The organism is Pseudomonas sp. BIGb0381 (assembly GCF_024809815.1).
Classification (GTDB): domain Bacteria; phylum Pseudomonadota; class Gammaproteobacteria; order Pseudomonadales; family Pseudomonadaceae; genus Aquipseudomonas.
The window spans coordinates 643,407-658,259 of the sequence record NZ_JANUEN010000003.1 but is presented as its reverse complement, the minus strand read 5'-3'; the positions used below and the strand labels follow the sequence as shown (position 1 = coordinate 658,259).

Here is a 14,853-nt window from a genome sequence, read left to right as displayed (position 1 = left end):
ACTCCCTTAAAGACTATTGATCAGCGTGCTGAAGGTTTCTTGCGCAGCCTTGATGATCTGCGACGACGCCGTGTAGTACTGCTGGAACTTGATCATATCGCCCGCCTCTTCATCCAGGTTGACCTGGGATACGGAGTTGCGCGCGTTCTTGTTGGCGGCCAGCAGCGCACCGGTAGCGGTGTTGTCAGTGCCGGCCGAGGCGGCTTTGGCGCCGACGGTGGAAACCAACTTGCTGTTGGCGCCCACCAGGCTGGTACCGCCACTGCCATCGGCCGCCAGGCCTACGGTTGCCTTGGTCTGCAGGTCGAGCAGTGCCTGGGCGTTGCGGTTGTCGGACTTGCCGGTGGCATTGAACGAGAACGAGGTGCCGTCGCCGTTGGCCGGCGAACCGCCCACCGTAGTGTCGAAACTGAAGCTCTTGGCTGGCGACACCAAGGCACCGCTGGCATCACGCATCGGCACGCTGATGCTGATTTTGTTGGCTTGCCCCGGAATGATAGTGCCGGAGCCGATGGGATCACCCTGGGCGTTACTCAGCGTGTAGGGCTGGGTGCCATCGGCCGCCGGTTTACCGAAAACCATCTTCACCGGCATCGAGTACTCGATACCTGTACGCAGTTGTGCCGTATCGGCACCGCCCTGTATGTCCAGGGGCACGGTGAGCGTCGGCGGCGTGAAGGTGCCGGTGCCCTCGTTGGTCTTGCCGGCCTCGCCCTGCAACGGCGCGGCAAAGGCAATCTTGCTGGGGTCGCTGAGGACCGTGCCGATTTCCTTGGCGCCGTTGGCGGTGGGGCTGACCTTGAAGCTGTCACCGGCTTGCACCGCACCGCTCTTGACCGCCAGGGTGAACCCGTCGATGACCGGCGGCGGCGTGGCACTGAGGTCATAGGTGCCCATGGCCTTGCCGTCGGAACGCAGTACCGTTGCCTTGTTGAGATCGGTGCCGTCGTTGAAGCTGACCTTGTAATCGAAGTTGGTCAGCTGAGTGCTGTCCTTGATCGTCACGCCCAGGGCGCCGTCGCCCAGGTTGCCCTGGGCAGCCAGGCTACGCAGGGCAACCGAGGCTGCGTTGTTGATGTCGGTGAACATCGAGGCGCCGAATTCGCCATTGAGGTCCAGGCCCTGGCCCAGTTGGCTGTTGACCGTATCAGCGGTGGCAATCGCGATGCGCCCCAGATCATTGATCGCAGGAATCAACGCGTCGCTGCGATAGCGCAACAGGCCGCCAATGCTGCCACCGCTGATCACGTTACCCAGGTCCAACGTCGTCCCGCCGCCCGCATTGAGTTGGATCGTGTACTGGCTGGCGTCGCTCTTGCTCGGTACGGCGGAAATCGTGCTGGAGCGATCACCCAGCACAAGGGATTGGCCGCTACCGGTGCTGACACTGAACACACCGTTCTTTTCGGTGGCAGTCACGCCGATCAACTCATTGAGCGAACGCACGGCTTCGGCGCGGGCGTCCAGCAGGTTGGCCGGGGTGGTGTTCGAAGAACCCTGAACCTGGACAATCTGCTTGTTGAGAGAGGCAATCGACGATGTCAGTTGGTTGACCTGATCGCTCATTGAGCTCAACTGGCCGTTGATGGTTTCTTTCTGCTGGCTCAACTGCGTGGAGATCGCGTTGAACCGGTTGCTCAGCGTCTGGGCGTTCGTGAGCAGGATCTGGCGGGCCGAGGTATCGTTGGGGTTCGCCGAGGCGGTCTGCACAGCAGCGAAGAACGAGCTGAGTACGGCCGACATGCCGGTGGTCTTGTCCGACAGGGTCTTGTCGACGGCACTGACCTGATCCAGGTAAGCCTTGGCATCACTGTTGAGCGAGGTGCTGTTCTGGTAGGCGGTGTCCAGGTATTCGTTGTACACCCGGCGCACGTCGGCCAGGGTGGTGCCGCTGCCGATGAACACGCCGCCATATTGGTTCGACGCATTCGCGCTCTGGGTAGTCTGCTGACGCGAATAGCCCGCGGTATTGGCGTTGGCAATGTTATTACTCAAGACCGACAACGATCCTTGAGCGGCGTTAAGCCCTGACATCCCGATGTTGAGCAAACTCATGGTTCAGACCTTATAAATGAGTGGTCGCGCCAGCGGCAGCGTAATTCTGGTAACTGTTCATGGTTTTTGCGATCTGCGAAATCTTGCTGGCATAGGCCGGGTCGGTGGCGTACCCGGCTTTTTGCAACTCGCGTACAAACTGTTCGGGGTTATCGGCCGATTTCACAACTTCTTTATAGCGATCATTGCTTTGCAGCAATGTCACGAGGTCATGGAAGCTGTCCTGGTAGGAGTCGTAAGAACGGAACTGCGCCGTTTCCTTGACCATCGCCCCATCACGAAACTCGCTGGTGATCGCGCGGGCCTGGCCGCCCTGCCAACTCTGGCCGGCCTTGATGCCGAACAGGTTATGGCTGCTGCTGCCATCCTCGGCGCGCATCACCGACTTGCCCCAACCGGTTTCCAGGGCGGCCTGGGCCACCAGGTACTTAGGATCGACACCGATGCGCGCGGCAGCCGCCTCGGCCATCGGCAACATGGTGGCGACGAACTCATCCTGGGAGCTGAACGCCTTCTTCGCCGGCGCCAACGGTGGCTGGGCCACGGCGCGGCTGTAGATCTGCATACGATCGTTGGGCACGGCAAAGCTGCGCGCCGCGCTGTTGACCACATTGTCTTGCAAGGCACTGTTGCGCAGCGGCGCGGCCTTGGCTTCGGTGGCGACCTGGGTCGTCGGCACGATGCCGGCGAGCAGGCGATCGGTCAGCTTGCTCGGCAAGGCGATACGACGCTGGTTCATCAACTGCATGTCGTTGCCGTGGGATGCTGCGGCGCCTACCTGGGGTTCAGCCACGCGGTACGCCCACAGCGGACGCTGCCCGTTGGAGCGGCCCAGCGGGCCTTGAGCCTGGGTGCCTGCGGCAATTTCGGTCGGCACATCGACCTTCTTCGTTGTCTCGGCCGCTGCCGGGCCCTGCAGGGTGGAAGCCTGGGCCTCCACCGGTTTGTTCTTTTGCATCTGGCGCATCAGCACGTCGGCCAGGCCGATACCACCGCCCTCGCGGGACAGCGAGACCGCCAGTTGCTGGTCGTACATTTCCTGGTACTGCTTGGCCGCCGGGGTGTTCAGCGGGTTGTCCTTGCCCAGGGCGTCGGTGGCCGAACGCATGGATTTGAGCATCTCGTTCAAGAACAGCGACTCGAATTCCTGCGCCACCTTGCGCATATTGCCTTCGCTGTTCTTGTCGCCGACTTTCAGTTGGTTCAGGCGATTCAAGTCAGAATACGAACCCGAATCCGCCGTACTGGTCAGGCCGCTGTTACGCATGTCCATGGCCATGGCCTTAAATCACGATCAGGTCGGCTTGCAACGCGCCGGCCTGCTTCAAAGCTTCGAGGATCGCCATCAAGTCGCCTGGCGCTGCGCCCACCTGGTTCACCGCACGCACAATCTCATCCAGGGTCGTGCCGGGGCCGAACTTGAACATCGGCTTGGCCTCTTGCTGGGCGTTGACCCGCGAGCGTGGCACCACCGCCGTCTGGCCATTGGACAACGGCCCAGGCTGGCTGACGATCGGGTCTTCGGTGATGGTCACGGTCAGGCTGCCGTGGGTCACCGCCGCCGGCGAGACCTTGACGTTCTGACCGATCACGATGGTACCGGTACGCGAATTGATGATGACCTTGGCCACCGCCTGGCCCGGATCAACTTCCAGGTTTTCCAGGATCGAGAGGTAGTCCACGCGCTGGCTGGGGTCCAGCGGCGCAGTCACACGGATCGAGCCACCGTCGATGGCCTGGGCCACGCCAGGGCCGAGCATGTCGTTGATCTTGTCGACCACACGCTTGGCGGTGGTGAAGTCCGAACGGTTGAGGTTCAGGGTCAGGCTGTTGCCCTGGTTGAAACCGCTCGGCACAGTGCGTTCAACCGTGGCGCCGCCGGGAATCCGACCGGCCGATGGCACGTTGACGGTGATCTTCGAACCGTCACGACCCTCGGCGTCAAACCCGCCCACTACCAGGTTGCCCTGGGCGATGGCGTAGACGTTGCCGTCGATACCCTTAAGCGGCGTCATCAACAGGGTGCCGCCGCGAAGGCTCTTGGAGTTACCGATGGACGACACCGTGATGTCGACCACCTGGCCCGGCTTGGAAAACGCCGGCAAATCGGCACTGATCGACACCGCCGCGACGTTCTTCAACTGCACGTTGCCCGAACCCGCCGGCACCTTGATGCCGAACTGCGAGAGCATGTTGTTGAAGGTCTGCAGGGTGAACGGGGTCTGGGTGGTCTGGTCACCCGTACCGTTGAGCCCCACCACCAGGCCGTAGCCGATCAACTGGTTGGAACGCACGCCGGAGATGCTGGCGATGTCTTTCAGGCGCTCGGCCTGGGCGACAGCGCTCAACGTCAGCAAGAGTGCGGCAGCCATCAGTTGTTTGAGTTTCAAAGTGGCCACCTAGAAAGGGAACAGCGGGCTAAGGAAGAAACGGTCGAACCAGCCCGGCTGACTCGCATCAGCGAACGAACCCGTACCCGAGTAGGTAATGCGTGCATCGGCAATGCGCGTCGACGACACCGTGTTGTCGGTGGAAATATCATCGGCACGGACCATGCCGGCAATACGCACCAGCTCGTCGCCGGTATTAAGCGTCATCCACTTCTCACCGCGCACGGCGATGATGCCGTTGGGCAATACATCGGCCACCGTCACAGTGACCGAACCGCTCAAGCTGTTGCCCTGCGCTGCCGCGCTCTTGCCGTTGGTGGCGCGATCACCGCTGTAGCCGGCATTCAGACTCAGATCACCACTGCCCAGGGGGTTATTGGTGTTGGGCACGGCGCCAAACAGCGAGCTCAAACCAATGCTGGCCGTGCTGCTCTTGTCGATCTGGGAGTTGGCGTTCTTGCTGGCCTGGGTTCGCTCGTTCAGGGTGATGGTGATGATGTCACCCACGCGGAACGCCTTGCGGTCGCTGTACAGGTTCTGTTCGAAACCGGCCTGGTAGATCGAGCCATTGTTGGCCGCCGCCGGCAATGGCGTGCGCGGCAACACCGGCGCGTAGTACGGGTCATTGGGTTTTGGCGTCGGGGCGACACAGCCCGCGAGCACGGCAATCCCACTCAATGCCAGAACGGAAACATAGCGATTCATGACCCTTACCTCACGGTGTTGCAGGAGCTCTCAGGAGCGCCCCATGGACTTGATTACAGATTCTGCGTTACGAACGAAAGCATCTGGTCGGCGGTGGAAATCACCTTGGAGTTCATCTCGTAGGCGCGCTGAGTAGTGATCATGTTGACCATCTCTTCAACGGTGCTGACGTTGGAGGTTTCCAGGGTGCTTTGCAGCGTGGTGCCGAAACCGTTCAGGCCGGGAGTGCCGATTTGCGGCGCGCCGCTGGCGGCGGTTTCCAGGAACAAATTGCCACCCATGGCCTGCAGGCCGGCCGGGTTGATGAAGTCGGCGGTCTGCAGATTTCCGATTACCTGGGACGCCGGGTTGCCGGCCACGGTGATCGAAACGGTGCCATCGTTGCCGACGGTGAAGGTCTGCGCATCGGCTGGCACCACAATCGCAGGTTCCAAGGCGAAGCCGTTGGCGGTGACGATCTGGCCGTTGGAATCCAGGTGGAACGTACCGTCACGGGTGTAGGACGTGGTCCCATCCGGCTGCAGGATCTGGAAGAAGCCTTTGCCGTTGATTGCCATGTCCAGCGGTTGGCCGGTCTGCTGCAGGTTACCGGCGTTGAAGTTCTTCTGGGTGCCGACGATCTTCACACCGGTACCCAGTTGCAGACCCGACGGCAATTCGCTGTCCTGAGTCGACTGGGCGCCTGGCTGGCGCTTGATCTGATAGAGCAAGTCCTGGAACTCGGCGCGGTCACGTTTGAAACCCGTGGTCGACACGTTGGCCAAGTTGTTGGAAATGGTGGTCAGGTTGGTGTCCTGGGCGGACAGACCTGTTTTGGCAACCCATAGAGCCGGAAGCATGCTGTTCTCCTTTGCGCGCCTGTTTGTTGGCGCCGCGTTACACAATTAGAATTCGGTGGTCGCCTGTCAGCTCATCTGCATGACGCGAGTCATGGCCTGGTCATCTTCCTTGGCGCTGTTCATCATCTTGATGTGCAGCTCGAACTGCTTGGCAAGCGCCAATACGGCGGTCATTTCCTCCACCGCATTGACGTTGCTCGCCTGCAGGAAGCCCGAGGTCAGCGTGACGTTTGCGTCGGCCTGTGCCGGCTGGCCATCCATGGTGTGGATGCTGCCGTCCAGGCCTTTGGTCATGTTCTTAAGGTCAGGCTGGACCAGCTTGATACGGTCCACCTCAGCCATCACCCGTGGGCCTTCACCCATAGCGCGGATGCTGATGGTGCCGTCGGCGCCCACTTCGATCTTCTGTTGGGGCGGCACGGCAATCGGGCCGCCGTTGCCCATGATCGGCATACCGTTGCCGGCCCGCAGCACGCCCAGCGCATCGACGTTCATGCTGGCGCTGCGCACGTAGGCTTCGCCGCCGTCCGGGGTTTGCACGGCCATCCAGCCGTCACCACTAACGGCCACGTCCAGGTCACGGCCGGTCTCGATCATCGCGCCAGGCGTGAAGTCGGTGGCTGGGCGCTCGGTCATGGCAAAGGCCCGCGCCGGAAAGCTGTCACCGAACACCGGCATCGAACGCGCCTGTTCCAGGTCACGTTGAAAACCGTTGGTGGAAATGTTCGCCAAGTTGTTGGCATGAGCCTTCTGCGCCAGTGCGTTCTGGCTGGCGCCGGTCATTGCCACATAAAGGTACTTGTCCACGCTTCTTCCTCTTTCTGACGCAGGCTTGCCGCCCACCGCTGTACTGATGAGGCTTAAGCAATTTGCGAACCAACTTTTAAAAACAGGGGAAAGCCCAGGCGGGGCGGGGTTTTGCGGGCAGGCAGCAGGATTTTAAGGACTGGGGATAGTCGAAAAAACGGCGGACTTATGCCGCTTACGGCAAGTACCCGTCTTACGGGTGACAGAGAACCAATGCGGGAGGGGCCGTTGGTTATTTGTCCGCCTTGAGGATTTCGTAATCGCGCAACTTATTGGCGATGGTGGTGTGCGACACCCCCAGGCGCTTGCCCAACTGCCGGCTGCTGGGGTGCTCGACATACAGGCTCTCGAGCACCGCCTTCTCGAAGCGCCCGACGATCGCCTCCAAGCCGCCCTCCAGGGAAAAATCGCCAAGGGGTTGGCGCACGCCGTAGTCCGGCAGGCGAATGTGCTCGACCTTGACCGTCCCGCCCTCACACAGCGACACCGCCTGGAACAGCACGTTTTCCAACTGCCGCACATTCCCCGGCCAGTGGTAGTGGCTGAGGCGATCCATCGCGGCAGGTGCCAGCCTGGGCAGCGGGCAGCCAATCTGCCGGCTGGCCTGGTCGAGAAAGTGCTCGACCAGCGGCGCAAGGCCGTCGAGGCATTCGCGCAGGGGCGGGATATGCAAGGACAGCACGTTGAGGCGGTGATAGAGGTCCTGGCGGAATTCGCCACGGGCACAGAGTTCGGACAGGTCCACCTGGGTGGCGCAAATCACCCGCACATCCAGGTACACCTCTTCGTCACTGCCCACGCGCCGAAAGCAGCCGTCCTGCAGGAAGCGCAGCAATTTCACCTGCAAACGCGCACTCATTTCCCCGACGCCATCGAGAAACAACGTACCGCCCGCCGTCAGTTCCAGCAGCCCGAGCTTGCCTTCGGCCCGCGCGCCTTCAAACGCGCCGGGGCCGTAGCCGAACAATTCGGTCTCGGCCATCGACTCGGGCAGCCCGGCGCAGTTGAGCGCCATCAAAGGCGATTGCCCGCGTGGGCTGGCCAGGTGGCAGGCGCGCGCCAACAATTCTTTGCCGGTGCCAGTTTCGCCTTCTATTAATAGAGGCGCATCCAACGGCGCCATGCGCCGGGCTTCGCGCACCACGGCGGCCATGACCCTGGAGCTTTGGAAGATGCTGTCAAAACCGCGCAGTTCCTGTTTGCGCACGTTGTAGATGCGCTCGCCCACGCGGTCGGCGCGGTGCAGGGTCAATACGGCACCGGCCATGGCTTCGCTATCATCGTGCTCGGAGGATTGCAGCGGCGCGATATCCGCCAGGAACACGTCACCCTTGACCTTGACCCGCAGGCCGTTGATTCGCGATTTACTCGCGCGCACCAGTTCCGGCAAATCGAAATCCTCGGCGTAGCGCGACAGCGGAATGCCCGGTACCTCATCCACCCGCACCCCGAGCAACTGCGCGGCCGCGCGGTTGGCGGCTACGATGGAGCCGCCCATGTCGATCGACAGCACCGGAAATTCAAGCGCACCGAGTAGCGCATTGAGCTCCATGTGCCGACGCTCGCTGGGCATCAGCCCTACCCGTTTAACGCCAAACACCCCCGCTATCGCCTCGAACTGCGGGCGCAGTGCCTGGAATTGCATGTTCACCAGGTTCGGGCAGAACAGGTAAATGGCGTTGCCATGCTCGCCACCCACCTCACCCTTGGCGACGTTGACGCCGTACTCCACCAACAGGTTGAGGATGTCGCGCAGGATGCCGATGCGGTTCTGGCAGTGCACTTTGATACGCATGAAAAGGCTCGAAAAGTGGGTAGGCGCCGCGTCTTTTTGTCGCTGGGCGCAGATAGTCGTCAAGATTATGTGACAGCTCGGGGGCTTTTCCCAGCCCAATACGCCAACCAGCCGCGCAACCGTAACGAATACTTTACGAAAATCGGTAATTTTTCCTACGTAACCGATGTTGAAGCCGATGGAATCTTGCTCCGCACGGCGTATCAATAGGCTCATCCCAGGACATAACAAGAACGAATGCCTAGCAGGAGAGCCGTATGAAGCAGACGCACTACGTGGCCCGCGAGCCCGATGCGCAAGGTTTTATCCACTACCCGCCGGAAGAACACGCGGTGTGGAACACCCTGATCACCCGCCAGTTGAAAGTGATCGAGGGCCGCGCGTGCCAGGAATACCTGGACGGCATCGACAAGCTGGGCCTGCCCCTGGATCGCATTCCGCAATTGGGCGAGATCAACCAGGTGCTGGCCGCGACCACCGGTTGGCAGGTCGCCCGCGTCCCCGCGCTGATCCCCTTCCAGACGTTCTTCGAATTGCTCGCCAACAAGCAGTTCCCGGTGGCGACCTTTATTCGTACCCGCGAAGAATTGGATTACCTGCAAGAGCCGGATATTTTCCACGAGATCTTTGGCCACTGCCCGCTGCTGACCAACCCGTGGTTCGCCGAATTCACCCACACCTACGGCAAGCTTGGCCTGGCGGCCAGCAAGGAGCAACGGGTGTACCTGGCGCGCCTGTACTGGATGACCATCGAGTTCGGCCTGGTGGATACCCCCGAAGGTCGGCGTATCTACGGTGGCGGGATTTTGTCGTCGCCCAAGGAAAGCGTGTACTGCCTGTCGGACGAGCCCGAGCACCAGGCCTTCGACCCGCTGGAAGCGATGCGCACCCCGTACCGCATCGACATCCTGCAACCGCTGTATTTCGTGCTGCCCAACCTCAAGCGCCTGTTCGAAGTGGCACAGGAAGACATCATGGGCATGGTCGAACGCGGGATGCAGCTTGGCTTGCACGCCCCGCTCTTTACCCCAAAGGCGGCCCCCCAAACCCAAAGCCGCGTGAACTGTGGCGTTTAAGGCCAGGTGAGTCTGTTCCCTGGCCCCGCGTTGCTTTAGGGTGACGCCACTGACCTTCACCTATTCGAATTCAGGACACCGACCATGACCACCTTGAACCAAGCCCACTGCGAAGCCTGCCGCGCCGATGCCCCGCAAGTCAGCGATGAAGAACTGCCGGTGCTGCTCAAGCAGATCCCCGACTGGAACATCGAGGTACGCGACGGCGTGATGCAGCTGGAAAAGGTTTTCCTGTTCAAGAACTTCAAATTCGCCCTGGCCTTTACCAACGCCATGGGTGAAATCTCCGAAGCCGAAGGCCATCATCCGGGCCTGCTCACCGAATGGGGCAAGGTCACCGTGACCTGGTGGAGCCACTCCATCAAGGGCCTGCACCGCAACGACTTCATCATGGCCGCGCGCACCGACGAAGTGGCCAAGGACGCCGAGGGCCGCAAGTAATGCATTTCGATGCCATAGGCCGTGTACCCGGCGACCCGATCCTCGGGTTGATGGACCTGTATGCCCAGGACGCCAACCCGAACAAGTTCGACCTCGGCGTAGGTGTGTATAAAGACGACCAGGGCCTGACGCCGATTCCAGCCTCGGTGAAGCGCGCCGAACAGCGCCTGGTCGACACCCAGACGACCAAGACCTATATCGGTGGCCACGGTGATGCAGCCTTCGGCACACTGATCAGCGAACTGGTACTGGGCGCCGACTCCGCCCTGCTGCGCGAACACCGTGCCGGCGCGACTCAAACCCCTGGCGGCACCGGCGCCCTGCGCCTGAGCGCCGACTTCATCGCCCACAACTTGCCCGGCCGTGGCGTGTGGTTGAGCGATCCGACCTGGCCAATCCACGAAACCATTTTTGCCAAGTCGGGGATCAAGGTCAGCCACTACCCGTACGTGGGTGCGGATAATCGCCTGGATGTGGCGGCGATGCTGGCGACGCTGGCCACCGTGCCCAGGGGCGACGTGGTGCTGTTGCACGCCTGCTGCCATAACCCGACCGGGTTCGACCTGTCCCAGGATGACTGGCGCCAGGTGCTGCAGATCGTGCGCGAGCGCCAGTTGCTGCCGCTGATCGACTTCGCCTACCAGGGCTTTGGCGACGGCCTGGAGCAGGACGCCTGGGCGGTGCGCTTGTTCGCGGCGGAACTGCCGGAAGTACTGATCACCAGCTCCTGCTCGAAGAACTTCGGCCTGTACCGCGACCGTGTCGGCGCGTTGATCGTGTGCGCGGCGGACGCCGAGAAGCTGACGGATGTACGCAGCCAGTTGGCAAATACCGCGCGCAACCTGTGGTCGACGCCGCCGGACCACGGTGCAGCGGTGGTCGCGACGATCCTGGGTGATGCCGAGCTGAAAAAGCAGTGGAGTGAGGAAGTCGAAGCCATGCGTGCGCGAATCGCGCAGTTGCGTTCCGGACTGGTGGAGGCGTTGGCGCCCCATGGTTTATCGGAGCGGTTTGCTCACATCGGAGCGCAACGCGGGATGTTTTCCTACACCGGTTTGAGTGCCGGGCAGGTGAAGCAACTGCGCGAGAAGCACAGCGTGTATATGGTCAGTTCGGGGCGGGCCAACGTGGCGGGTATTGATGCGACACGCCTGACACTCCTGGCCGAAGCCATCGCCGACGTCTCCCACTGACGAAACCGGGACTGAAAATGTGGGAGGGGGCTTGCTCCCGATGGCAGTGGGTCAGTGACAGGTGTATTGGCTGACACTCCCGCATCGCGAGCAAGCCCCCTCCCACATTTTGACCGAGCACACCCCTCAGCTGGCGACCATCTCGGCCTTGAGCTGCGCCTCTTTCGCCTGCGCATCCGCCAAGCGATACAACTCGATACTCCCGTCCCAGTGCTCGATCAACGCCGTGCACGACTCCACCCAATCCCCGCAGTTGAGGTAGTCCACCTCGCCCACTTTGCGAATCTCCGCATGGTGGATATGCCCGCACACCACGCCATGCAACTCGCGCTTGGTCACTTCGTGGGCGATGGCTTCTTCAAAATCGCTGATAAAGCTCACGGCGGTTTTGACCTTGTGTTTCAGATACGCCGACAGAGACCAGTAGCCATAGCCGTAACGGGCGCGCCAGTGATTTAACCAGCGGTTCAAGGTGAGGGTGAACTCATAGGCCGAGTCGCCCAGGAACGCCAGCCAGCGGTGGTAACGGGTAATCACATCGAACTGGTCACCGTGGATCACCAGCAGGTGACGACCGTCGGCCGTCACGTGCACGGCCTCATCCACCAGCTGGATATTGCCCAGGATCAGCTTGGAGTAGCGGCGCAGGAACTCGTCGTGGTTGCCGGTGACGTAGATCACTTCGGTACCGCGCTTGGCCATGGTCAGCAGGCGGCGGATCACGTTGGTATGGGCCTGGGGCCAATACATGCCGCCGCGCATTTTCCAGCCGTCGATGATATCCCCCACCAGGTACACCTTGTCGGCGTGGTAGCCCTTGAGGAACTGCGATAAATGTTCGGCCTGGCAATCCCGGGTGCCCAGGTGCACGTCGGAAATCCATAGGGTACGAACCCGCTGCTTGCGGCTGGGTTTGGTGAACTCGGCACTGGTCATGGGCATCCCTCGACGCTGTTTTCGCGAGCTTGCGCCTTGGCGATTAATAGCCCATGACAGTCGTGCGTCAGTCTGATGACAACGCTCGCCGACCGCGAAGCGTTGTAGACTGGCGCCTTGCTGCCCAGGAGACCGCGATGAGACCGTCGCTTACGCTACGCCACTACCTTGAAGCGCCCATCGCCCACAGCCATGACCATGCGCAGTTGGTGTTCGGCCTGTCCGGGCACCTGGACCTGGAAGTCGACGGCCTTGGCAGCCAGGTGCGCGAAAGCAGCGTGATGGTGCTGCCCTTCTCCGCCCACCACGCCTGTGGCAGTCGCGATGGCAGCCGCTGCCTGGTGCTGGATGTGCCCACGGAGCATTGGCTGCTGCACTCCCTGGGCGAACACGCCGACGCCAGCCGCCGCCTGCTCGATCAACCGGCACGCCTGGCCTTGGATTCCCGGCAACACCAACTGGTGCAATGGCTGGCGCACAGCCCCGTGGATGACCCACTGATCGTCCAACAGGGTGCGGTGCTGTTGCTGGCCAGCCTCAATCATTCGCAGGCGCCGCTGCTAACGGGCCGTCGCCTGCCGTATGCGGCATTCAATGCGCATATCCAGCAACATGTCGCGCATCCGTTGCAGGTCGCCGATCTGGCGCGTATCGCCGGCCTGTCGGTGGCCCGCCTGCATGCGCGCTTCATCGCCGAGTGCGGGCAGACGCCCATGGATTACATCCGCAGCCGTCGCCTGCAACTGGCCTTGAACCTGCTGCGCGAGACACCGCTGCCCGTCGGTGAAATCGCCGTGCGGGTTGGCTACACCTCACAAAGTGCCTTTGCCGCCGCCATGCTGCGCGAATTTGGCGCCTCTCCCGGCGCGTTGCGGCGCGCCACATAGGGCGAGCCTTGCGCTAAAAATCGCGAGTCCCACGACAGACGCACACACCTGCACCCTCTAGACTGCGAACCTGTCACTCCCGTTGGTTCAAGGATCGCAATGACTCCCCGCTCAGCCCTCGGCGCCCTGCATATCGGCGCACTGATGTTTGGCCTTACCGGCGTTTTCGGCAAGTTGGCGGCCGCGTCCCCGGCCATCATCGTCTTCGGTCGCGCCGCGTTTGCCGTGATTGCCCTGGCAGTGTTTGCACGCTTCGCCAGCAACGCCCCCTGGAAAACCCTGGCGCTGCAGGACTGGCGCCGCCTGCTGGTCAGCGGTGTGTTGCTGGCGGCGCATTGGGTGACGTTCTTCATTGCCGTCAAGGTCGCTGGCGTGGCCGTCGCCACGCTGGGGTTCACCGCATTCCCGGCCTTTACCGTGATCCTCGAAGGGCTGATCTTTCGCGAACGTATTCGCGCCAATGAAATCGTGCTGGTGGCCTTGGTCACCGTAGGCCTGGTGCTGGTGACGCCGGACTTCAACCTCGCCAGCGAAGCCACGGGCGGCCTGCTTTGGGGGATTGTCTCGGGCTTGCTGTTCTCATTGTTGTCGCTGAACAACCGCGCCAGCTCCGGACGGATTCCCGCCGTGCAGGCAGCACTGTGCCAGAACGTGGTGGTCGCCGTGTGCCTGCTGCCCGTGGCCGCGCCGGGGCTGGCGGACGTTCGCGCGCTGGATTGGTTGTGGATCGGTCTGCTTGGGGTGTTCTGCACGGGCCTGGCCCACAGCCTGTTTGTCGCCAGCCTTGCGGTGATCAAGGCGCGCACCGCCTCGGTGGTGTTCGCCATGGAGCCGGTATACGGCATCACGGTAGCCTGGCTGCTGTTTGCCGAGACGCCGACCCTGCGCATGCTGTCGGGCGGCGCGTTGATCATCGTCGCCATCGTGCTTTCCGGGCTGATGGGCAGCGCCAGCCAGGCCAAACAGCCTGCTGCAGCGGCCTGATCTATACTTTAAACATCCGCAACAGTCAGCCGTCGTTCAACGGATAAAGGCTCCTCGACGACAGCCAGGGTGTTTTCTGAAGTTGCTGCACGTGAGTGGTCACTCCATAAACGCGATGCAGGGGTTTCATCATGGAAATGTTCATCAGCTTGTTGGTTCAGATCATCAGCGGTGCCGTCGGTGGCAATTTGGCCGGCATGACCAAACAGAGCCTGGGGACCGGGCTCAATACCATGCTGGGTGGTGTCGGCGGGCTCGTGCTGGGCCAGGTCGTCGCCGCGCTGACCGGCACTTCGGGCGGCGAGGCGCTGGATGTGGCGGCAGTCGGCAGCAATATCGTCGGCGGCGGCGTGGGCGGCCTGGTGCTGACCTGGGTCGTGGGCTTCATCAAAAGCAAGATGGCCGCTAAATAGCGGTGAACTGAGGGGTCACCGTCCTGGTGTGGCGGTGACCTTCATTGCGTACGGTCGTTGTGGCCCAGGTCGCGCTGTGGATCGATCTGGTCGCGCACCCGTTGCTTGAGCACCTTGGCTTCAGGGAATCCACCATCCGCCTTGCGCTCCCAGATTTGCACGCCATCGCAGGTGATGCGAAACGCCCCGCCGGTCGCCGGCTCCAGCGCCACTTTACCCAGGTCCTCGGCAAACGTACTCAGCAGCTCCTGCGCCAACCATGCGGCGCGCAACAGCCACTGGCACTGGGTGCAATAGGTGATAACGATCTCGGGTTTGGTCAACGACATAAT

15 protein-coding genes are annotated in these 14,853 nt (G+C 61.9%); 6 read left to right on the top strand and 9 right to left on the bottom strand.

Translation table 11 applies throughout. The features are described 5' to 3' along the window. Nucleotides 1-6: 6 nt before the first annotated feature. The 7 genes from flgK to M2397_RS13105 form a co-directional block, all read right to left on the bottom strand. Nucleotides 7-2,055 (bottom strand): flagellar hook-associated protein FlgK, encoded by a 2,049-nt coding sequence (flgK, locus tag M2397_RS13135; protein ID WP_184743563.1) that lies wholly within the window; start codon nt 2,053-2,055, stop codon nt 7-9. Nucleotides 2,056-2,065: 10 nt separating this feature from the next. Further along, on the bottom strand, nt 2,066-3,334 hold the full coding sequence (gene flgJ, locus M2397_RS13130) for a flagellar assembly peptidoglycan hydrolase FlgJ (protein ID WP_184743566.1): 1,269 nt from the start codon (nt 3,332-3,334) through the stop codon (nt 2,066-2,068). A gap of 4 nt (nt 3,335-3,338) precedes the next feature. Then, complete coding sequence (locus M2397_RS13125) at nt 3,339-4,427, bottom strand: flagellar basal body P-ring protein FlgI (RefSeq protein WP_131698736.1); 1,089 nt, start codon at nt 4,425-4,427, stop codon at nt 3,339-3,341. A gap of 27 nt (nt 4,428-4,454) precedes the next feature. Continuing rightward, complete coding sequence (flgH, locus tag M2397_RS13120) at nt 4,455-5,150, bottom strand: flagellar basal body L-ring protein FlgH (protein WP_184743569.1); 696 nt, start codon at nt 5,148-5,150, stop codon at nt 4,455-4,457. A 53-nt stretch (nt 5,151-5,203) separates the two neighbouring features. Next, complete coding sequence (gene flgG / locus M2397_RS13115; RefSeq protein WP_131698586.1) at nt 5,204-5,989, bottom strand: flagellar basal-body rod protein FlgG; 786 nt, start codon at nt 5,987-5,989, stop codon at nt 5,204-5,206. 66 nt (nt 5,990-6,055) lie between these two features. After that, on the bottom strand, nt 6,056-6,796 hold the full coding sequence (locus tag M2397_RS13110) for a flagellar basal body rod protein FlgF (RefSeq protein WP_259243474.1): 741 nt from the start codon (nt 6,794-6,796) through the stop codon (nt 6,056-6,058). 232 nt (nt 6,797-7,028) lie between these two features. After that, nucleotides 7,029-8,591 (bottom strand): sigma-54-dependent transcriptional regulator, encoded by a 1,563-nt coding sequence (locus tag M2397_RS13105; protein ID WP_259243473.1) that lies wholly within the window; start codon nt 8,589-8,591, stop codon nt 7,029-7,031. Between the two features lie 257 nt (nt 8,592-8,848). On the opposite strand from M2397_RS13105, the gene phhA reads away from it, so the two are divergent. From phhA to M2397_RS13090, 3 genes are all read left to right on the top strand, one after another. Further along, the gene (gene phhA, locus M2397_RS13100; protein WP_131698589.1) at nt 8,849-9,667 is read left to right on the top strand and encodes a phenylalanine 4-monooxygenase; all 819 of its coding nucleotides are present in this window, start codon (nt 8,849-8,851) and stop codon (nt 9,665-9,667) included. A gap of 84 nt (nt 9,668-9,751) precedes the next feature. Then, nucleotides 9,752-10,108, top strand: a complete 357-nt coding sequence (locus M2397_RS13095) for a 4a-hydroxytetrahydrobiopterin dehydratase (protein WP_010208721.1) — start codon at nt 9,752-9,754, stop codon at nt 10,106-10,108. Beyond that, nucleotides 10,108-11,301 carry an amino acid aminotransferase gene (locus M2397_RS13090; RefSeq protein WP_259243471.1) on the top strand — a complete coding sequence of 398 codons (1,194 nt, stop codon included), beginning with the start codon at nt 10,108-10,110 and terminating at the stop codon, nt 11,299-11,301. Before M2397_RS13095 ends, M2397_RS13090 begins: the two co-directional genes overlap by 1 nt. 126 nt (nt 11,302-11,427) lie before the next feature. On the opposite strand, the gene M2397_RS13085 is transcribed toward M2397_RS13090, so the two are convergent. Then, on the bottom strand, nt 11,428-12,237 hold the full coding sequence (locus M2397_RS13085) for a UDP-2,3-diacylglucosamine diphosphatase (RefSeq protein ID WP_259243469.1): 810 nt from the start codon (nt 12,235-12,237) through the stop codon (nt 11,428-11,430). A gap of 137 nt (nt 12,238-12,374) precedes the next feature. Here M2397_RS13085 and M2397_RS13080 point away from each other — a divergent pair, with 137 nt between their 5' ends. The 3 genes from M2397_RS13080 to M2397_RS13070 all read left to right on the top strand — a co-directional run bounded on the left by M2397_RS13080 (nt 12,375) and on the right by M2397_RS13070 (nt 14,521). Then, nucleotides 12,375-13,124: an AraC family transcriptional regulator gene (locus M2397_RS13080; RefSeq protein WP_259243468.1), complete on the top strand. Its 750-nt coding sequence runs from the start codon at nt 12,375-12,377 to the stop codon at nt 13,122-13,124. Between the two features lie 99 nt (nt 13,125-13,223). After that, complete coding sequence (locus M2397_RS13075) at nt 13,224-14,108, top strand: DMT family transporter (RefSeq protein ID WP_145336977.1); 885 nt, start codon at nt 13,224-13,226, stop codon at nt 14,106-14,108. Between the two features lie 131 nt (nt 14,109-14,239). Next, on the top strand, nt 14,240-14,521 hold the full coding sequence (locus tag M2397_RS13070) for a hypothetical protein (protein WP_027603827.1): 282 nt from the start codon (nt 14,240-14,242) through the stop codon (nt 14,519-14,521). Nucleotides 14,522-14,562: 41 nt separating this feature from the next. Here M2397_RS13070 and M2397_RS13065 read toward each other — a convergent pair whose 3' ends face one another. Next, entirely contained in the window at nt 14,563-14,850 is a 288-nt protein-coding gene (locus M2397_RS13065) for a SelT/SelW/SelH family protein (RefSeq protein ID WP_131698594.1), read from the bottom strand. Between the last annotated feature and the right edge of the window lie 3 nt (nt 14,851-14,853).

Bases quoted from the DNA above. Each gene is read 5' to 3' on its own strand.
- flgK (WP_184743563.1), bottom strand. From the start codon at position 2,055: ATGAGTTTGCTCAACATCGGGATGTCAGGGCTTAACGCCGCTCAAGGA.
- flgJ (WP_184743566.1), bottom strand. From the start codon at position 3,334: ATGGCCATGGACATGCGTAACAGCGGCCTGACCAGTACGGCGGATTCG.
- M2397_RS13125 (WP_131698736.1), bottom strand. From the start codon at position 4,427: ATGGCTGCCGCACTCTTGCTGACGTTGAGCGCTGTCGCCCAGGCCGAG.
- flgH (WP_184743569.1), bottom strand. From the start codon at position 5,150: ATGAATCGCTATGTTTCCGTTCTGGCATTGAGTGGGATTGCCGTGCTC.
- flgG (WP_131698586.1), bottom strand. From the start codon at position 5,989: ATGCTTCCGGCTCTATGGGTTGCCAAAACAGGTCTGTCCGCCCAGGAC.
- M2397_RS13105 (WP_259243473.1), bottom strand. From the start codon at position 8,591: ATGCGTATCAAAGTGCACTGCCAGAACCGCATCGGCATCCTGCGCGAC.
- phhA (WP_131698589.1), top strand. From the start codon at position 8,849: ATGAAGCAGACGCACTACGTGGCCCGCGAGCCCGATGCGCAAGGTTTT.
- M2397_RS13095 (WP_010208721.1), top strand. From the start codon at position 9,752: ATGACCACCTTGAACCAAGCCCACTGCGAAGCCTGCCGCGCCGATGCC.
- M2397_RS13090 (WP_259243471.1), top strand. From the start codon at position 10,108: ATGCATTTCGATGCCATAGGCCGTGTACCCGGCGACCCGATCCTCGGG.
- M2397_RS13085 (WP_259243469.1), bottom strand. From the start codon at position 12,237: ATGACCAGTGCCGAGTTCACCAAACCCAGCCGCAAGCAGCGGGTTCGT.
- M2397_RS13080 (WP_259243468.1), top strand. From the start codon at position 12,375: ATGAGACCGTCGCTTACGCTACGCCACTACCTTGAAGCGCCCATCGCC.
- M2397_RS13075 (WP_145336977.1), top strand. From the start codon at position 13,224: ATGACTCCCCGCTCAGCCCTCGGCGCCCTGCATATCGGCGCACTGATG.
- M2397_RS13070 (WP_027603827.1), top strand. From the start codon at position 14,240: ATGGAAATGTTCATCAGCTTGTTGGTTCAGATCATCAGCGGTGCCGTC.
- M2397_RS13065 (WP_131698594.1), bottom strand. From the start codon at position 14,850: ATGTCGTTGACCAAACCCGAGATCGTTATCACCTATTGCACCCAGTGC.